The sequence below is a fragment of the Gammaproteobacteria bacterium genome, from assembly GCA_028819075.1.
Lineage (GTDB): Bacteria > Gemmatimonadota > Gemmatimonadetes > Longimicrobiales > Gaopeijiaceae > BD2-11.
In genome coordinates this window covers 24,467-40,632 of sequence record JAPPMM010000049.1, presented here as the reverse complement: position 1 = coordinate 40,632, position 16,166 = coordinate 24,467, and the positions used below count along the sequence as shown (strand labels likewise).

10 protein-coding genes are annotated in these 16,166 nt (G+C 69.8%); all 10 read left to right on the top strand.

Translation table 11 applies throughout. The features are described 5' to 3' along the window. The first annotated feature begins 12 nt into the window (after positions 1-12). The 10 genes from OXU32_13280 (at position 13) to uvrA (ending at position 16,038) form a co-directional block, all read left to right on the top strand. Positions 13-1,323 carry a 16S rRNA (cytosine(967)-C(5))-methyltransferase RsmB gene (locus OXU32_13280; protein MDE0074924.1) on the top strand — a complete coding sequence of 437 codons (1,311 nt, stop codon included), beginning with the start codon at positions 13-15 and terminating at the stop codon, positions 1,321-1,323. Positions 1,324-1,445: 122 nt separating this feature from the next. Next, complete coding sequence (locus OXU32_13275) at positions 1,446-2,273, top strand: PASTA domain-containing protein (protein ID MDE0074923.1); 828 nt, start codon at positions 1,446-1,448, stop codon at positions 2,271-2,273. After that, positions 2,270-2,827: a TlpA disulfide reductase family protein gene (locus OXU32_13270; GenBank protein ID MDE0074922.1), complete on the top strand. Its 558-nt coding sequence runs from the start codon at positions 2,270-2,272 to the stop codon at positions 2,825-2,827. The genes OXU32_13275 and OXU32_13270 overlap by 4 nt, the downstream gene beginning before the upstream one ends. A gap of 44 nt (positions 2,828-2,871) precedes the next feature. Beyond that, on the top strand, positions 2,872-3,519 hold the full coding sequence (locus OXU32_13265; protein MDE0074921.1) for a YbbR-like domain-containing protein: 648 nt from the start codon (positions 2,872-2,874) through the stop codon (positions 3,517-3,519). Then, the gene (gene tsaD / locus OXU32_13260) at positions 3,516-4,559 is read left to right on the top strand and encodes a tRNA (adenosine(37)-N6)-threonylcarbamoyltransferase complex transferase subunit TsaD (GenBank protein ID MDE0074920.1); all 1,044 of its coding nucleotides are present in this window, start codon (positions 3,516-3,518) and stop codon (positions 4,557-4,559) included. The genes OXU32_13265 and tsaD overlap by 4 nt, the downstream gene beginning before the upstream one ends. Before the next feature lie 89 nt (positions 4,560-4,648). After that, a complete protein-coding gene (locus OXU32_13255) occupies positions 4,649-5,509 on the top strand; it encodes a prolipoprotein diacylglyceryl transferase (protein MDE0074919.1) in 861 nt (286 codons plus the stop codon). Further along, positions 5,506-6,390, top strand: a complete 885-nt coding sequence (locus OXU32_13250) for a metallophosphoesterase (protein MDE0074918.1) — start codon at positions 5,506-5,508, stop codon at positions 6,388-6,390. The genes OXU32_13255 and OXU32_13250 overlap by 4 nt, the downstream gene beginning before the upstream one ends. Further along, on the top strand, positions 6,387-8,636 hold the full coding sequence (locus OXU32_13245) for a BamA/TamA family outer membrane protein (protein MDE0074917.1): 2,250 nt from the start codon (positions 6,387-6,389) through the stop codon (positions 8,634-8,636). The genes OXU32_13250 and OXU32_13245 overlap by 4 nt, the downstream gene beginning before the upstream one ends. Next, positions 8,636-13,150 carry a translocation/assembly module TamB gene (locus tag OXU32_13240; GenBank protein MDE0074916.1) on the top strand — a complete coding sequence of 1,505 codons (4,515 nt, stop codon included), beginning with the start codon at positions 8,636-8,638 and terminating at the stop codon, positions 13,148-13,150. The genes OXU32_13245 and OXU32_13240 overlap by 1 nt, the downstream gene beginning before the upstream one ends. Then, complete coding sequence (uvrA, locus tag OXU32_13235; protein ID MDE0074915.1) at positions 13,147-16,038, top strand: excinuclease ABC subunit UvrA; 2,892 nt, start codon at positions 13,147-13,149, stop codon at positions 16,036-16,038. Before OXU32_13240 ends, uvrA begins: the two co-directional genes overlap by 4 nt. The last annotated feature ends 128 nt before the right edge of the window (positions 16,039-16,166 follow it).

Genomic DNA, 16,166 nt, shown 5'->3' with positions numbered 1-16,166 from the left:
CGCGAGCGGCGAATGGGCGCGGACGGATCGCGCGACGCCAGAAGAGTCGCGTTCCGGGTGCTCGCCGCCTGCACCCGGGGCCAGCGTCTGGATCGCGCTCTGGACACGCGCGCCGGCGCCCTGTCGCCCCGCGACCGGCACTGGGTGCACGCCCTCGCTTACGGGGTGGCGCGGCTGCGCGGCCGCCTGGACTACACGATCGCGCTGCACGCGCGCCGGGGACCTGAGCGGCTCGATGCGGCGGTCCTCGACCTGCTGCGCATGGGCGCGTACCAACTGCACTACATGGAGGGCGTGCCCACGTACGCGGCGGTGTCGTCCACAGTGGAGCTCGCGCGCGCGGCCGGTGCCGGAAGGGCTGCAGGACTGATCAACGCCGTTCTGCGCGCCTCGGCACGCGAGGGATCGCCCGCGGACGCCTTCCCCAACCGCGAGACCGACCTCGAGGACCATCTCACGCACTGGCACTCCCATCCCCGGTGGCTGGTGCGACGCTGGCTCGCGCGCTGGGGGGCGACCGCCACCGAGGCGCTCCTGAGGCATGACAACGGTGTGCCAGGGCTCTTCTTCCGCCCCGTGGGCATCGAACCCGAACCCGCCCTCAAGCGGTTGCGGGCCGCCGGCCTGACCGCAACCGCAGCCGGGCTCGGCTCCGGTTGCCTGCGTCTCGCGGCCGGGACCGACCCGGCGCGCGTGCTCGGGGCCGTCCCCGGCGTCATCCAGGACCCCGGCGCCGCGCTGGTGGCGCGCTACGCCGACCCACCTCCGGGCGCCCTCGTGGCCGATCTGTGCGCCGCACCCGGGGGCAAGGCGCTGGTGCTATCGGAACGCGCAGGGTACGTGCTGGCAGCCGACCTTTCCCCGCCCCGCCTGAAGCTCGTGACCGGGTCCGCCCTGCGCCTCGGAGCCCGCGTGGGCGCCGTGGTCGCGGACGCCGGTGCCGCACCCGTGCGCCGGGCCGACCTCGTCCTGGTGGATGCGCCGTGCACCGGCACGGGTACCCTGGCCCGCCGTCCCGACGTCAGATGGCGCCTGACGGAGACGGATCCCGCGAGGCTGGCCGGCGTCCAGTCCCGGCTCCTCGCGGGTGCATCCCGGGCCGTTCCCGCCGGGGGACTTCTGGTGTACTCCACGTGTACATTGGAGCCAGAGGAAAACGTCGACGTCGTGGAGGGATTCCTGAGCCGGCACCCCGAATTCCGCCGGGAAGCTCCCGAAGACATGGATCCGGAGGTCATGGACGATCGCGGTCACCTGTGCGTCCTGCCGCAGAGCACCGGTTTCGACGGCGCGTTCGCGGCGCGCATGCGGAGAATCCGATGAGGCTGGGAAGCTCGATTGGTCGGCGCAGGCCCGCCCGTGGCGGCGGTCGCAAGCGCCGTTCGACGAAAAGGAAGAGACGCGCAAGCTCCCGCGGAAGGCGTCCGGCCGGAGTCCTCGGGCGCGTGCTGCGCGGCGCGGTTCTGCTGGGCGTGATGTTCGTTGGCGGCTACGTGGCCGCCACTCGGGTCGTATTCCCGGTGCCCGCTCCGCCTCCGGACCTGCTGAGCGTGCCCGATCTGACCGGACTCGACCTCCAGGTCGCCGCTGCCCGCGCCGCAGGGGCGGGACTCGGGCTGGGCGCAGTCGACTCGATGTACCACCCCTCCGCCGCCACCGGCTCCATCCTGGGCCAGACCCCGCTGCCCGGCCAGCTCGCCCTTCCCGGAGCGGCCATCGAATTCGCCATCAGCCTGGGTCCGGAGCATCGCGCCGTTCCCGACGTGATCGGCCAGCACGAACGGAGGGCGCGCGTCCTCCTCGGAGCGAACGGGTTCACGGTCGCCGTGGACTCCCTGGAGGACGCGGAGCCCGCCGGCGAAGTGGTCGCCATGGAACCGGAGGCGGGAACCGCCGTGGCCCTGCCTTTCGAAGTGCGGCTCGCGATCAGCCTGGGGCCGCCGGTGGTGGAAATGCCGATCCTCCTCGGACTGAGCGAGGAGGAAGCCTTCCTCCTGCTCGACTCCCTCGGGCTCTTCGTCACCGAGATCGAAATGGACGCGCTCACGAGTTTGGAGCCGGCCGTGGTAATCGAGCAGGATCCGGCGGCGGCGAGCACCGTGGAGGTGGGGTCCGAAGTGCGGCTGGTGATCGGCGACCGCGCGCTGCTGCCGGGCGGCCTCCCCCGGCCCGACACAGCCGGAAACGCAGGAACAATCACCATGGGTGCGAACATGATAAGGGTGATATCGTTACAGGTTCGATCCGCTGGTTCCGAGAGGCCGTCGACATGACCCACAGACCTTCGCGCATTCCGTATCTGGTGGCCGTGCTGGGGGCCGGTGCGCTCGTCCTCATGGCCTGGGCGGGCCGGGGACGGTTTCAGCCGGTAGGCCTGGGGGCCGACGCCCCGGCCTTCACGATCTCCGACCTCCAGGGGACCCCCGTCTCCCTCGAGGATCACCGCGGCCGGGTGGTGCTGGTCAACATCTGGGCCACCTGGTGCGGCCCCTGCATCGTGGAGATGCCCTCGATGCAGCGCCTGTACGAACAGCTCGACGGCCAGCCCTTCGATATCCTCGCCGTAAGCGTGGATGCGGCGCAGGGCGAGCGCGATGAAGCCGGCAATCCCGGCGGCGACGTGGGCCTGTTCGCCCGCGAGCACGGGCTCACCTTCACGATCCTGCACGACGCGTCCGGGCGGATCAGGCAGACCTACCGAACCACTGGGGTCCCCGAGTCCTTCCTGATCGGCAAGGACGGGGTCATCTACAAGAAGATCGCGGGAGCAACCGAGTGGGATTCCCCGGAAAACCTCGAACTGATCCAGAGGCTGCTGGCAAGCTGAAGCTGCCCTGGCAGGCATCCGAGTCGGGGCGCAACTCGACTCCGATGCTTGCCGCGCTTGCGCTTGCTGTCGTTCTGTGGGTCGTCGTGCAGATGGAGCAGCCGGAGCGCCGGGCCTTCGACGGCGTGCCGGTGCGCGTGCAGCTGAACGATCCACAGTGGGCGGTCTCGGGTACCCCGACGCCCTCCAGCGCGACGGTTCGGCTGGCGGGCACGGCCCGTCAACTCCTGCGCCTCGCCGGGAACCAGCCTTCGATCATGGTCCCCGTGGATGCGGTGGGCTCCGCCGACACGTCCCTGGTGATCGATCGCAACTGGGTGCGCCTGCAGGGCATCGAGGGAGTGGTCGTCGAGGCCGTGGAGCCGGCCGCGGTCGCCATCGCCTTCGAACCCATGGTGGCGGTGGAGGTGCCCGTCGCCCCCACCGTGGTCGGCGTCCCGCGTGACGAGTTGACGTTGGCCGCGCCCCCCACCGCCTCCCCCGCGACCATTCGCGTAATCGGGCCGGCAAGCCGGGTCGCGGAGCTCAGCACGATTCGCCTCGATCCCGTGGACCTGTCGCGCATCGCGGGGTCGCAGGTGGTTCGCGTGGGCGTCGGCAACGGCATTTCGGGCGAGTTGATCAGCTTCTCGCCGGACACGGTCGAAGTGCGGGTCGAGCTGGTCGGCAGAGAGGGGTCCGAGGGGCGGTGAGCGATCTCCTCGTTCTCGGCATCGAGACCAGTTGCGACGAAACCTCCGCGGCCGTGCTCCATGGCGCGCACGATCTGCGCTCACACGTGATCCTCTCCCAGGACATGCACGCCGTCTACGGCGGCGTGGTTCCGGAGCTCGCCGCCCGGGCTCATCTGCAGGTGGTCGACGATGTCGTTGGCCGTGCGCTGGACGACGCCGGATGCATGCTGGCGGAACTCGACGGCATCGGCGTGACTGCCGGCCCCGGGCTGATCGGAGCCCTGCTGGTGGGGGTGTGCTGGGCGAAGGCGGCCGCCTACGCGTCGGGGGTCCCCGTCGTGGGCGTGCATCACATGGAGGCCCACCTGTTCGCCCCCCACATCGAGGATCCCGGCGCGGAGCCACCCTTCGTGGCGCTTCTGGTCTCCGGGGGACACACGCTGCTCCTCCACGCGACCGCCTGGGGCGAGTACCGGCTGCTGGGCCGCACCCGCGACGACGCTGCGGGGGAAGCGTTCGACAAGGTGGCGCGTCTGCTCGGGCTGCCCTATCCGGGCGGAGCCCCGCTCGAGGCGCTTGCGACCGAGGGGGACCCGGCCCGGTACTCGTTCCCGCGGCCACTGCTCGCATCCTCCGGAAAGCCGGGCGCGACGGAGGCGCTGGACTTCTCGTTCAGCGGGCTCAAGACCGCGGTCGCGACCCAGGTTGCCGAACTCGAGGCCAACGGCGGCCTCGACGCGGAGCGCGCCCACGTGGCCGCATCCTTTCAGGCCGCGGTCAACGACGTCCTTGCGACCCGCGCGACGCAGGCGGTGGAACGCACGGGGACCGACAGGATCCTGGTGGCCGGGGGTGTGTCGGCAAACAGCGCCTTGCGCCGCGAGTTGCGCCGGCGGCATCCCCCCGAGGTCGAGCTCTTTCACGCGACTCCCCGGTTGTCTGTGGACAACGGGGCCATGGTCGCCCGCACAGCGGCTTTTCGCCTGCTCCTGGGGGAGAGTTCGGACCTGGACCTCTCGGCCGACGCTTCGCTCCCGTTCCCCGGGCTGCGCGAATGACTCCCGACGCTCTCGAAACCATCCGCGGAGCGGCATGCCCGAATCCCGTGCGCGCCGGCCCGACCCCACCCTGAACCCCCTGGCTACCCGTGTATCCAATCCTCTTCCGCTTTCCCGAATGGGTGCCGGTGCTCGGCGGAGAGCCGGTCACCTCCTTCGGGGTCATGCTCTTCCTGGCCTTCCTGGCGGCCGGCTACCTGTTGCGCGCACGGATGAGCGAGACCGGCATCCATCCCGACCGCGCCTGGGACCTCGTGTTCGCCGCGGTGATCGGGGGAATCATCGGAGCCAAGCTGTACTACGTGTTTCTCAACTTCCCCAGGCTCGTCGAGAATCCGCGGTTCCTGTTCGCGCGCGGCGGGCTGGTGTGGTACGGGGGCTTCCTCGGCGGAACCGCGGCCGTCCTGTACCAGATGAAGCGGCTCGGCCTGCCCGTGCGCCAGACGCTCGATCTGACCGCCCCGTCGATGGCGATGGCGTACGCGGTGGGGCGACTCGGGTGCTTCCTGGTCGGGGACGACTACGGCCGCCCGACGGCCTCGTGGGTGGGAATCCGCTTTCCGCAGGGTTCACCCCCCAGTTCGGTGGACAACCTGGCCCGCTTCGGGATCGAAACGGATCCGGCTCTGGTGGAAGCCTACGGACAGATCGTGCCGGTACATCCCACGCAGTTGTACGAGATCGCCATGGCGCTGGCGATCTTCGCGATCGTCTGGCGTCTGCGGCACGGCGCGCATCCTCCCGGCTGGGTGTTTGCGCTGTGGCTGGCGCTGGCCTCGGCGGCCCGCTTTCTGGTCGAATTCGTGCGCGCCAAGGACGACCGCTTCCTGGGCAGCCTGACCATCGCGCAGGTCATCAGCCTCCTGCTGATCGCGGCGGCGGCGGCGGCGATGGTCCGTCTCGCGTCCCGGAACGGTGGGCCGCGCCCGAAGAAGGCGAGGGCGCCGTGAGCCATCCCGGCCGCGCATTCACCATACTTCACGGCTCGGACCTGCACTTCGGGCGGCCGCACGCGCCTGCGGCCGCCGCCGACTTCCTCACGTTGGCGCACTCCGTCTCGCCCGACCTGATCGCGCTCTCGGGCGACTTCACGCAGCGTGCCAAGAACCGCGAATACGAGGCGGCGGCCGCCTACCTGAAGCGCCTTCCCCAGGTCCCGCTTGTGGTCACGCCCGGCAACCACGACGTGCCCCTGTACCGCCTGTGGGAGCGCGCCTTCGCACCCTTCCGCAACTACCGCCGCTGGATCGCGGACGAACTCGACACCGAACACGACCTCGGCGGAGCGGTCGTGGTCGCGCTCAACACCACCACGCCCGACCGCACCATCGTGAACGGCAACGTGGCCGACGAACAGCTGGAACGTGCGGCGGCGGCGTTCGCCCGGGCCGGAAACGGGGGCCTGCGCGCGCTGGTGGTGCACCACGCGCTGGTCGGAGCGCCCGAAGGGGATCTCATCGCTGCCCTCCCCCGCGCCCGCCGCATCGTCGCCCGGCTGGCCGAAATGGGCGTGGAGCTGGTGCTGTTCGGCCACCTTCATCGCGCTTTCATCTCGGTGGGCGTTCCGAGCGGTCCGTCGACGAATGGATCGGGGGAGGCGGATTCGCCCGTGCTGCTGGTATGCAGCGGCACCACGGCGTCCGACCGGGGGCGCGGAAGGGAGAAGGGCAAGAACAGCTGCAACCTTGTGCGGGTGACGAACGACAGGATCGCGGTGACCCGGTATCTGCGCTCCTCCCTGGAGGATGGCTTCCGGCCGGTCGCGCGCGACACCTTCCCCCGCCACGACTTCGCACAGCCACCGTCGCCAGGTACCGCGGGCAGCGCGTGACCGGCAGTCTGCGCGCGCACCCCGGGCGGCGATGCGCCGGGACGGTCCTCGCCCTCCTTCCCGCCCTGCTCGCTACCACAGTCCCCGTGTCGGCGGTCCAGGGGGAACTGGAAGAGGTCACCACGCTTCGCTTCGAGGGCAACGACGTCTTCTCCGATCGCGCGCTGGGCGCTTCCATCATGACGCGGTCGACCGACTGCCGGCACTGGCTGCTCTCCGTCTTCTGCTGGTCGGGAAGCTCTTTCGCCATCGACGAGCACTTCCTGGGTCCGCGCGAATTCGAACGCGACGTGGTGCGCCTGCGGCTCTTCTACTACCGGCACGGATACCGGGAGGCGCTTATCGAACCGAGTCTCGACCGGAACGGCGACGGGGTTGGGATCACGTTCCATATCGAGGAAGGAAGGCCGGTGCTCATCGATTCCCTGGCCTTCAACGGGCTCGATCCGCCCGGCGACCTGGATCTCCTCGACGATCTGCCGGTGGGCGCGGGAGATCCGCTCGACCAGCTGGTGCTGGGGGCGGCCCGTGATTCGCTCACCATCCGGTTGCGCAACGCCGGGTACGCCCACGCCGAAGTCCTGCTCGACATCCTCATTCCGGCCGCGCAGCCGTACGGCGCGCGGGTCAACTTCGATGTCTTCAAGGGAGCTCCGGCACGCTTCGGGGCCATCTCGATCGAGGGAAACGAAAGGGTGGACCAGGGCGTCATACTGGGCATGATTCCCTTCCGCGAAGGCAGCACCTACGACGCCGACCTCGTCTTCCAGGCGCGGCGCAACCTCTATGGCATGGAGGTCTTCAGCAATGTCGCGGTAACGGAGGAACTGGACGCGCAGCCGGACAGCGTAATCCCCGTATCGATCACGGTCGTCGAGGGCGACATTCACCGATACCGCGCGGGAGGCGGCTGGAGCACGGCCGACTGCGTGAACGGAGAAGCCAGCTGGACCAGCCGGAATTTCTCCGGGGGCGGACGCCGGCTGCAGTTCCTCGGACGGCTCTCGAACATCCTGAACTCCCCGCTCAACTCGACGCTCTGCCGCGATGCCGGCACCGGTCCCTACGGGCGCTACAACTGGTCGCTCTCGGCCCAGTTCTCCCAGCCCCGTCTCTTCTCGCTGCGCACCACTTTCGCCGCCAATGTGTTCTGGGAGCGGCAGAGTCTGCCCGACCTCTTCGTCCGCCAGAGCCTGGGCGTCGATCTCTCCGTCACCCGGGGAGGCGCGCAGGGGCGTGCGCAGACGATCTTCTTCCAGCCCACAACGGGGAAGCTGGACGCGGCGGACATCTTCTTCTGCTCCAGCTTCCTGGTATGCGACTTCGAGGGCATCGAGGTGCTCCAGCGCAGCAACTGGCTGTCGCCCGTGGGAATCCGCCTCGCGCACGAGGAAATCGGCCAGGGCATCGGTGCCGCCGCGAGATACTCGCTGATCGCCGAGATCGAGCACGCATCCCGCCTGACCGGATCCGACTTCGCCTACAACCTGGCCGTGGGCGAGGCATCCGGAACCCGCGAATTCCTGGAAGGCTGGGTGCTGGCCGGGCGGGTACGCGGGGGATGGCTGGGCGCCGGAGGATTCGGAGCACTGGGCCGGGACGTCGGCTCCGAGATCGCGCACCCGCAGAAGCGGTTCTATTCGGGGGGCGCCACCTCGGTGCGCGGCTTCGCCCACAATCAGTTGGGCCCGCGCGTGCTGTTCGTGGACGTGGAAACGTTGCTGGCCCCCGGAGACGGCGGCCCGGCGCCCTGTACCCCGGACCAGATCATCGACTTCACCTGCGATCCGCGCACCCTTGGTGACGACCGCTTTACGTCCAATCCCACCGGAGGCAGCCGGCTGCTCGAGGGCAACGTCGAGGTACGCTTTCCGCTCAGTTCCGCAGACTGGCAGGGAACCCTGTTTCTCGACTTCGGCCAGGTCTGGTCCGACGACAGCTCCCGGGATCTCGCGCGCCTCGAATGGACCCCGGGGATGGGCGTCCGTTACTTCACCGCCATCGGTCCTCTGCGACTGGACGTGGCGTACCGGCTGAGCGGGGGCGAGGAACAGCGCGTCCTGACCTCGGGGATCCGGCCCTACCATTCCGACGTCGATCACGACGAGGCAAAGCTGGCCGCGGCGCCCGACTTCGTTCGCTCGGGCCGGCTCGAGATCCTTCCGCACCCGGTACTGTACGGCGAATCCGCGGATTGGTCGCTGAGCCGGCTTCAGCTTCACCTCTCCCTGGGACAGGTCTTCTGATGTCCGGCGCAGGCCCCGCAGCGGAAACCGAAACGGGATCCGGCGTCCGCCGCGCCCGCGGCGGGCGGGTTCTGCTGATCGGGTGCCTTTCGCTGGCCGCGCTCCTGTGTGCGGCGACGGTGGCGCTGGTGTACACCCGGCCGGGCCAGCGCATCGTTGTGGGGGAAGTCCTCCGCCGGGCGTCGGCACGGCTGAGCGCCGACGTCGCGGTCTCGGGAATCCGCTCCGCGAACCTGCTCGCCGGGGTCACCCTGTCCGGCGTCACGATCGCCGAAGCGGGAAGACCCGCCGCGTTCGTTGCGGACTCGATCCGCGTTCGCTATTCGCTCCGGAGCCTGTTCGGCGGGGAGTTGGCGCTAGCCGGGCTGGAGCTGTGGAATCCCTTGCTGACGGTCGAGCGCGGTCCCGGCGAGGACGAGTCGAACTGGAGCCGCATCCTCGCGGATCCGCGGGAAGCGGCCACCGCGCTCAACCTCCAGTCCGGGCCCGAGGACGAGGAACCCGGCCTGGTCCTGCGCGACGTCGCGGTCTTCGACGGCGACGTCATCGTGCGGGTGGACACGGACGCGCCTCCGGGACGCACGGGGGGTGTGCCGGCGGCGGGCGGCGGCGGCTTCGTGGGCGAACAGCGCTTCAGCCGTATCCGCGGGCGGCTGCGGGGGGCGGAATTCGGGGCGGAGCAGACCGCCCTCGACGTGTTCGCGTTGTCCCTGCAGGGGAGCGTGACCGAAGAACCATTCGAGCTGGCCGACCTTCGCGGGCAGATCCTCGTGGGAGAGGACGGACTCTCCTTCGACGCCGAACGTCTCTGGCTCCCCGAGACCGAAATGTCGGGAACGGGCACGGTCGCCTGGGACGGGGACCTGCGCATCGACGCAAGCCTGAGCGCTCCGGTTGCGGCGCTCGAGGACATTCACTGGCTGGTTCCGGGGCTGCCTCCGGCCCGCGGGTCCCTGGAACTGGGCCTCGGTCTGAGGCCGGGGTTGACGTCGCTCGCCTTCTCCTCCCTCGATCTTGCCACCGCCGACGGGGGACTCGAGGGTAGCCTCACCCTGACCATCACGCCGGATTCCTTGCTTCTGGACGGTGACCTCGGCCTGCAGGAGCTGAGTGCCGCCGCGTTCGATCCGTGGCTGACCTCGCCGCTCCCGTGGCGGGGTGCGCTCGCCGGCAGCCTGCGCTTCCAGGGCGGGCCGGAGGATCTGGAGGTTTCCGGCGACCTCGAGACGGTCGCGACCGCCCCGGCCGACGCCACTTCCCGGTTTGAATTCGGGGGTCGGGTGCACGTCGGGCCGAACCCCGGCGTGACCGGCTTTTCGCTCACGTCGATGCCGTTCCAGTACAGCCTGCTGGGCGAATTGGACGAGCCCGTCGCCATCGGAGGCTTGGGCTCGCTCCGCATTGAGGCAGAAGGACGCCTGTCGGACGGAATCGACTTCGTCGCGTCGGCGGCGCATGCGGCTGCGGGGCTCCCGCAGTCGGACGTGACCGTCAGCGGCACGATCGGACACGGGGACGGCGCAACGTTCGTGGACCTGTCCGGCGACCTCCAGCCGCTGTCGTTCACCGCACTGGGCGCGTTCTTCCCGTCCCTGCCGGTTACCGGCGAGGTCACCGGCGGCGTGAGCGCCCGCGGACCCCTCGCCGACCTCGAGGTCGAACTCGACCTCGAGACCCCCGCAGGGCCTCTGGCCATGAACGCGCGCCTCGATGCGCGCGACATCGGCCGCAGCTACCAGGCCGAGACCGAGGTGCGCGACTTCCACCTTTCGCGCATCGTGCCCGAACTGCCGGAACCCACGATCGTGACCGGCGGCGTGTTCGTGGACGGTCGCGGGCTCCAGCCCGACTCGGTCGTAGCCGACGTGCGAGTTCGCATCGCTTCCGCTGCGGTCGGGGTCGTTGCCGTGGACTCGGCGAGGTCCGCGTTTCGCCTGGAAGCGGGCGCGGCCACCCTGGACACGCTGCACGCCGTGACCAGCCTGGGCACTCTGGACGCATCCGGGGACCTGGGTCTCGCGGAGGGCCTCCCGCCCGGAGAGGTCCGCATCGCTTTCGCCAGCGAATCGCTGGACGGCCTGAGGCCCTTCTTCATGGCGGGTCCGATCATCGCGGCCGACACGCTGTCGCGCCTGGAGATCGAGTTGCTGCGCCTCGAGGGAATCGATCCCGACACCCTTCCCCTGCTGAGGGAGGTCGAGGTCGATGGGCGTGTCTCGGCCGAAGCCACCCTGCGCGGCGCGGTCGACAGGTTCACGGCGGAGGGCATCGTGACCATCGATGGCTTTCGCTTTCGCGAGAACGCGATCAGCCGGGCCGAACTGGACGTCCGGATCGACGGTCTGCCGGGGACCGACGGGCGGCTCATCGCCTCCATCCTCACCGACTCCTTCGCGGTTGAAGGCAGAGATTTCGCCTCCGCCGCCATCGACCTGGATCTTTCCCGATCCGAGGGCCGGCTGCGCGCCGACCTGCAGCGCTCGGCCGAAGAGAGCTACCAGACGCGCGCCACCTACCAGGCGGACGCAACCAGCGGAATACTCCACCTCGACGAGCTCACCACCCGCTTCGCCGGCGGCCGCTGGAATCTGGGCGGGCCGGCGCGCCTCCTGTGGGACGGCGAGCGTTTCGTGGTCGACGACTTCAGCTTCACGCGTCCCGGCGTGGGCGGCATGAGGATTGAAGCCGACGGCGTCATCCCGCGCGGCCCAGGCTCGGCGGACTTCGAGCTGGTGGTGCGGAGCCTCCCACTGGAGCGCCTGACCCACGTGGCGCGGCTGACCGGCCTGGAGGAAGACAACCTTCGCGGAGTGGTAAGCCTCGACCTGCAGGTATCCGGGACCGGAGACGACCCTGGAATGGAGGCCTCCTTCCAGGCCGACGGCCTGGGATACGGCAACGTGGACCTCACCCGGGTAGCGGGCGACCTCGAGTACCTGGACCGCCGGATCACCGGTGACGTCGAGGCGTGGAGCCAGGAAGCCCAGGTCCTGTCCGCCCGCGGCTCCCTGGCCGCGGCGCTGGAACTCGGGCGGGCGCCCGAACGCTTCCCCGACGAACCCATGGACATCGCGGTCGTCGCACGCGCGTTCCCGCTTGCGGTCGTTTCGCGCGTCGTTCCCGGCCTCGAGGACGTCGAGGGCGTGGTTGATGGAGAACTGCGTCTCACCGGTCCCCCGGCTAACATTCGCACGAACGGCGGACTGTCTCTGGCCGGAGGCGCCCTCGCACTGCCGGAACTGGGGGTCCGGTACACGGATGTGGAGGCCGTGCTGGGGTTCACCGAGGACGCCCGCGCCACGCTCTCGGGCAGTCTGCGTTCCGGTGGCCTCGCCACGGTGAACGGATCGCTGCACCTGCGCCCCCTGCGCGACCCGGCGCTCGACCTCGCCATCGACGGAACCAGCTTCAGGGCGGTCAACCGCTACGACATCGAGGGAGTGGTCAGCGGGCAGTTGCGGCTGACCGGAAACTACCGCAGCCCGATCGTGCAGGGGGACCTGGACGTCGAACAAGGGACCCTCTACCTCGACGAGTTCGCGCGCTACCAGACCATCGTCGACCTGGCGGACACCACCTTCTTCGCCGCCGTGGATACCACCCTGGCCGGGGTGCTGCCCATCATCGAGGCCGGACAGAACCCGTTCCTCGACAATCTGGTCGCGGAGATCGCACTGAGTGTGGAGAGCGACAGCTGGCTGCGCAGCCGCCAGATCGACATGGAGATCGACGGCGGCCTCGAGCTGGAGTACGACCGTGGGGCACGCCGCTTCGTGGCGGTCGGGGAGCTCGCGGCCATCCGGGGATCCTACAACTACTTCGGCCGCCGCTTCGTGGTGCAGGAGGGAACCCTCGAGTTCATCGGCATTCCCGGCGTCAACCCGAACCTGGACATCCAGGCGGTGGCCCGCCTGCGTGCCGGGGACAGCCCGCTCAACGTGATCGCCAACGTGGGCGGCACCCTGGTGGCTCCCTCGGTGTCGCTCACCAGCGACGCGGCCGCGCCCATCGAGGAACCGGAACTCGTCAGCTACCTGGTGTTCGGCCGGCCCCCGGCACTGCTGGGCTCCGGCGAGTCGTCACTGCTGGGCGGGGCGATCATCACCGATGGCCTGTCGCTCGGCCTGGGTCGGCTGGCAGACGAGTTCCAGGAGGCCGTCGCGCAGGAGATCGGCTTCGTGGACTACTTCGCCATCTCCAACCAGCGGGCCACGCAGCGCCTTGGCCCCAATCCCAGCCTGCTGGGCACCCTCGCCTCCACGCAGATCGAGTTCGGCCGCTATCTGTGGGACGATGTCTTCCTGTCCGTCGACCTGGCTCCGGTCGGGACCACCACCCAGACGCGCACCCGAATCCCCAACGCGCGCCTGGAGTGGCGCTTCGCCGACCTGTGGGGCTTCGAGAGTTTCGCCGAGGACCCGCTCCTGCGCCGGGGCGTGCTCGGGGTCCAGCAGAGCGGCCCGACCTACGCACATTCGCTGGGGCTGTTCATCTATCGCGAGTGGGGCCGATGACCGGCGACACGCTCATCATCCGGGGAGCGCGCGAGCACAACCTCCGCAACATCAACCTCAAGCTCCCCCGCGAACGTATCGTCGTCATCACCGGCCTGTCCGGATCGGGGAAATCATCGCTCGCGTTCGACACGATCTACGCCGAGGGACAACGGCGCTACGTGGAATCGCTTTCCGCCTACGCCCGTCAGTTCCTGGGCCTGATGGAGAAGCCCGACGTCGACTCCATCGAGGGGCTGTCGCCGGCGATCTCCATCGAGCAGAAGACGGTGAACCGAAACCCGCGGTCGACGGTGGGCACGGTCACCGAGATCTACGACTACCTGCGCCTGCTGTGGGCGCGCGCGGGCACCCCGCACTGTCCGGAGTGCGGCCGGCCCGTCCTGCGCCAGAGCGCCACCCAGATCGTGGAACAGCTTCTGGAACGGCAGGCGGGCAGGCAGGTCGAGGTCCTCGCTCCCCTGGTGCGGGGGCGCAAGGGCGAGTTCCGGGAGCTGTTCGAACGGGCGCGCCGCACCGGCTTCGTGCGGGCGCTCGTCGATGGCCAGGTCTACGACCTTTCTCATCCTCCCGCGCTAAATCGGTACGAGAACCACGATATCGCCATCGTCGTCGACCGCCTCACGGTGCGCGACTCCGACCGCGGCCGCCTCGCCGACTCGATCGAAACCGCCCTCTCGACGGCCGAGGGCGTCGCAGGGGTGCGGGTGCGCGGAGAAGACGATCCCCTGCTCTTCAGTGAGCAGTATGCGTGCGTGGAGTGCGGCACCAACCTGCCGGAGCTGGAACCGCGCCAGTTCTCCTTCAACTCCCCCTTTGGCGCGTGCGAGGACTGCGGCGGGCTGGGGACGCGGCGGGAGGTCAACCCGCAACTCCTGCTCGGCGACCCCGGGCTCTCGGTCATGGAGGGGGTGGTGCTTCCCTGGGGGGATCCCGCCGGACATCTGCGCCGCTCGGTGATCCCCGGGCTGGCGGCCGCCTACGAGTTCGACCCGCGCGAGCCCTGGAACACCCTGGACCCCGAGGTCCACCAGGGCATCCTGTGGGGTTCGGCTCCCATGAAGATCCGCTTCCCCTACCGGTCGGCGGGATCCGCGGGATACTACGAGGACGTCTGGGAGGGCGTGGTCGCCAGCGTCGAGCGGCGCTACCGGGAGACCGGATCGGACTACGTGCGCGGCCAGCTCGAGTCCTACATGTCGGTGCTGCCGTGCAAGGCGTGCGACGGGACGCGCCTCGGCCCCCGCTCCCGGGCCGTGACCCTGGGCGGCCGCTCCATCGGCCGGGTGATCGAGCTGCCCATCTCGGAGTGCCTGGCCTTCGTGCGCTCGCTCCCGGTGGCCGGCCGCCTGCGCTCCGACACCCTCGCGCAGGCTCCCGGCCCGCCGCTCCCGGCCGAAATCGCCGGTCCGATCCTCAAGGAGGTCGAGAACCGCCTCCGCTTCCTGACCGCCGTGGGCCTCGACTACCTCAGCCTGGGCCGCTCGGCCGACACCCTCTCCGGGGGGGAGGCGCAGCGCATCCGCCTGGCGACCCAGATCGGCAGCGGCCTGGTGGGCGTGCTCTACATCCTGGATGAACCGTCGATCGGCCTGCATCCACGCGACAACCACGGCCTGCTCGACACGCTCCGCTCGCTGCGCGACCTGGGCAACACCGTGCTGGTGGTGGAACACGACGAGGACACCATCCTCGCCGCCGACCACGTCGTCGACCTGGGTCCGGGGGCCGGCCGTCAGGGGGGCGAGGTGGTGGCCGCGGGGACGGTGCAGGAGGTCGTCAACCATCCGCGCTCGCTCACCGGCGCGTACCTGCGCGGCGCGCGCGAAATACCCGTGCCGGCCCGGCGCCGGCCCGCCGACCCCGAGCGTCGGCTCGTGGTTGAGGGCGCGCGCCAGCACAACCTGCGCGACCTGGCGGTAGGGTTTCCCCTGGGGTGTTTCATCGCGGTCACCGGGGTCAGCGGGTCGGGCAAGTCCACCCTGGTGAACCATACCCTGTACCGCGCCCTGGCGCGCCGCTTCTACCGGTCCGTGGCCCTCCCCGGAAATCACGACGAGGTGCACGGCGCCGAGCTGATCGACAAGGTCATCGAGGTGAACCAGTCGCCCATCGGACGGACGCCGCGCTCCAATCCCGCGACCTACACCGGCCTCTTCACCCCCATCCGCCAACTTTTCGCGAGCCTACCCGAGTCACAGGTGCGAGGCTACGGTCCGGGCCGTTTCTCGTTCAACGTCAAGGGAGGCAGATGCGAATCGTGCAAGGGCGACGGGCTAGTGAAGATCGAGATGCACTTCCTGCCCGACGTCTACGTGCCGTGCGACGTATGCCGGGGCCGGCGCTACAATCGCGAGACCCTCGACATCGCCTACAAGGGCCGGAACATCGCCGAGGTTCTTGCGATGCCCGTCGCGGAGGCCCTCGAGTTTTTCGATGCCGTGCCCCGCGTTCGCCACCGCCTCAGGACGCTGGCGCAGGTCGGGCTCGGCTACGTTCGGCTGGGGCAGCCGGCGACGACCCTCTCGGGCGGCGAGGCGCAGCGGGTCAAGCTGGCGAGCGAACTCTCCAAGCGCGCGACCGGCAGGACCCTGTACATCCTCGACGAACCCACCACGGGACTGCACTTCGAGGACGTGCGCGTCCTGCTGGAGGTGCTGCACCGCCTGGTGGACCGCGGCAACACGGTGGTGGTCATCGAGCACAACCTGCACGTCATCAAGACCGCCGACTGGCTCATCGACCTCGGCCCGGAAGGGGGCGCGGGCGGAGGGCGGGTGGTCGCAGCCGGAACACCCGAAGAGGTCGCCGCGCAGCGGACCTCGTACACGGGGGCCTTCCTGGCGGATCTGCTGCGGGACAGGAACCGGGAGCGGCGGAGGGCGTAGACAGCAGCCCCGCCGCCCGGTGCGAAACTGGCCGCGGCTCCCCGGCGTCTGCTAGTGTTATAGGTTATGCCGCCGGGTGGCGCGACATTCCGGTCGCATCGCGGCCGGCAGCACGCGTCCGGCGAGCA

Excerpts from the sequence above, each read along its gene's own strand:
- OXU32_13265 (MDE0074921.1), top strand. The coding sequence starts at position 2,872 with ATGCTTGCCGCGCTTGCGCTTGCTGTCGTTCTGTGGGTCGTCGTGCAG.
- uvrA (MDE0074915.1), top strand. The coding sequence starts at position 13,147 with ATGACCGGCGACACGCTCATCATCCGGGGAGCGCGCGAGCACAACCTC.
- OXU32_13240 (MDE0074916.1), top strand. The coding sequence starts at position 8,636 with ATGTCCGGCGCAGGCCCCGCAGCGGAAACCGAAACGGGATCCGGCGTC.
- OXU32_13270 (MDE0074922.1), top strand. The coding sequence starts at position 2,270 with ATGACCCACAGACCTTCGCGCATTCCGTATCTGGTGGCCGTGCTGGGG.
- OXU32_13280 (MDE0074924.1), top strand. The coding sequence starts at position 13 with ATGGGCGCGGACGGATCGCGCGACGCCAGAAGAGTCGCGTTCCGGGTG.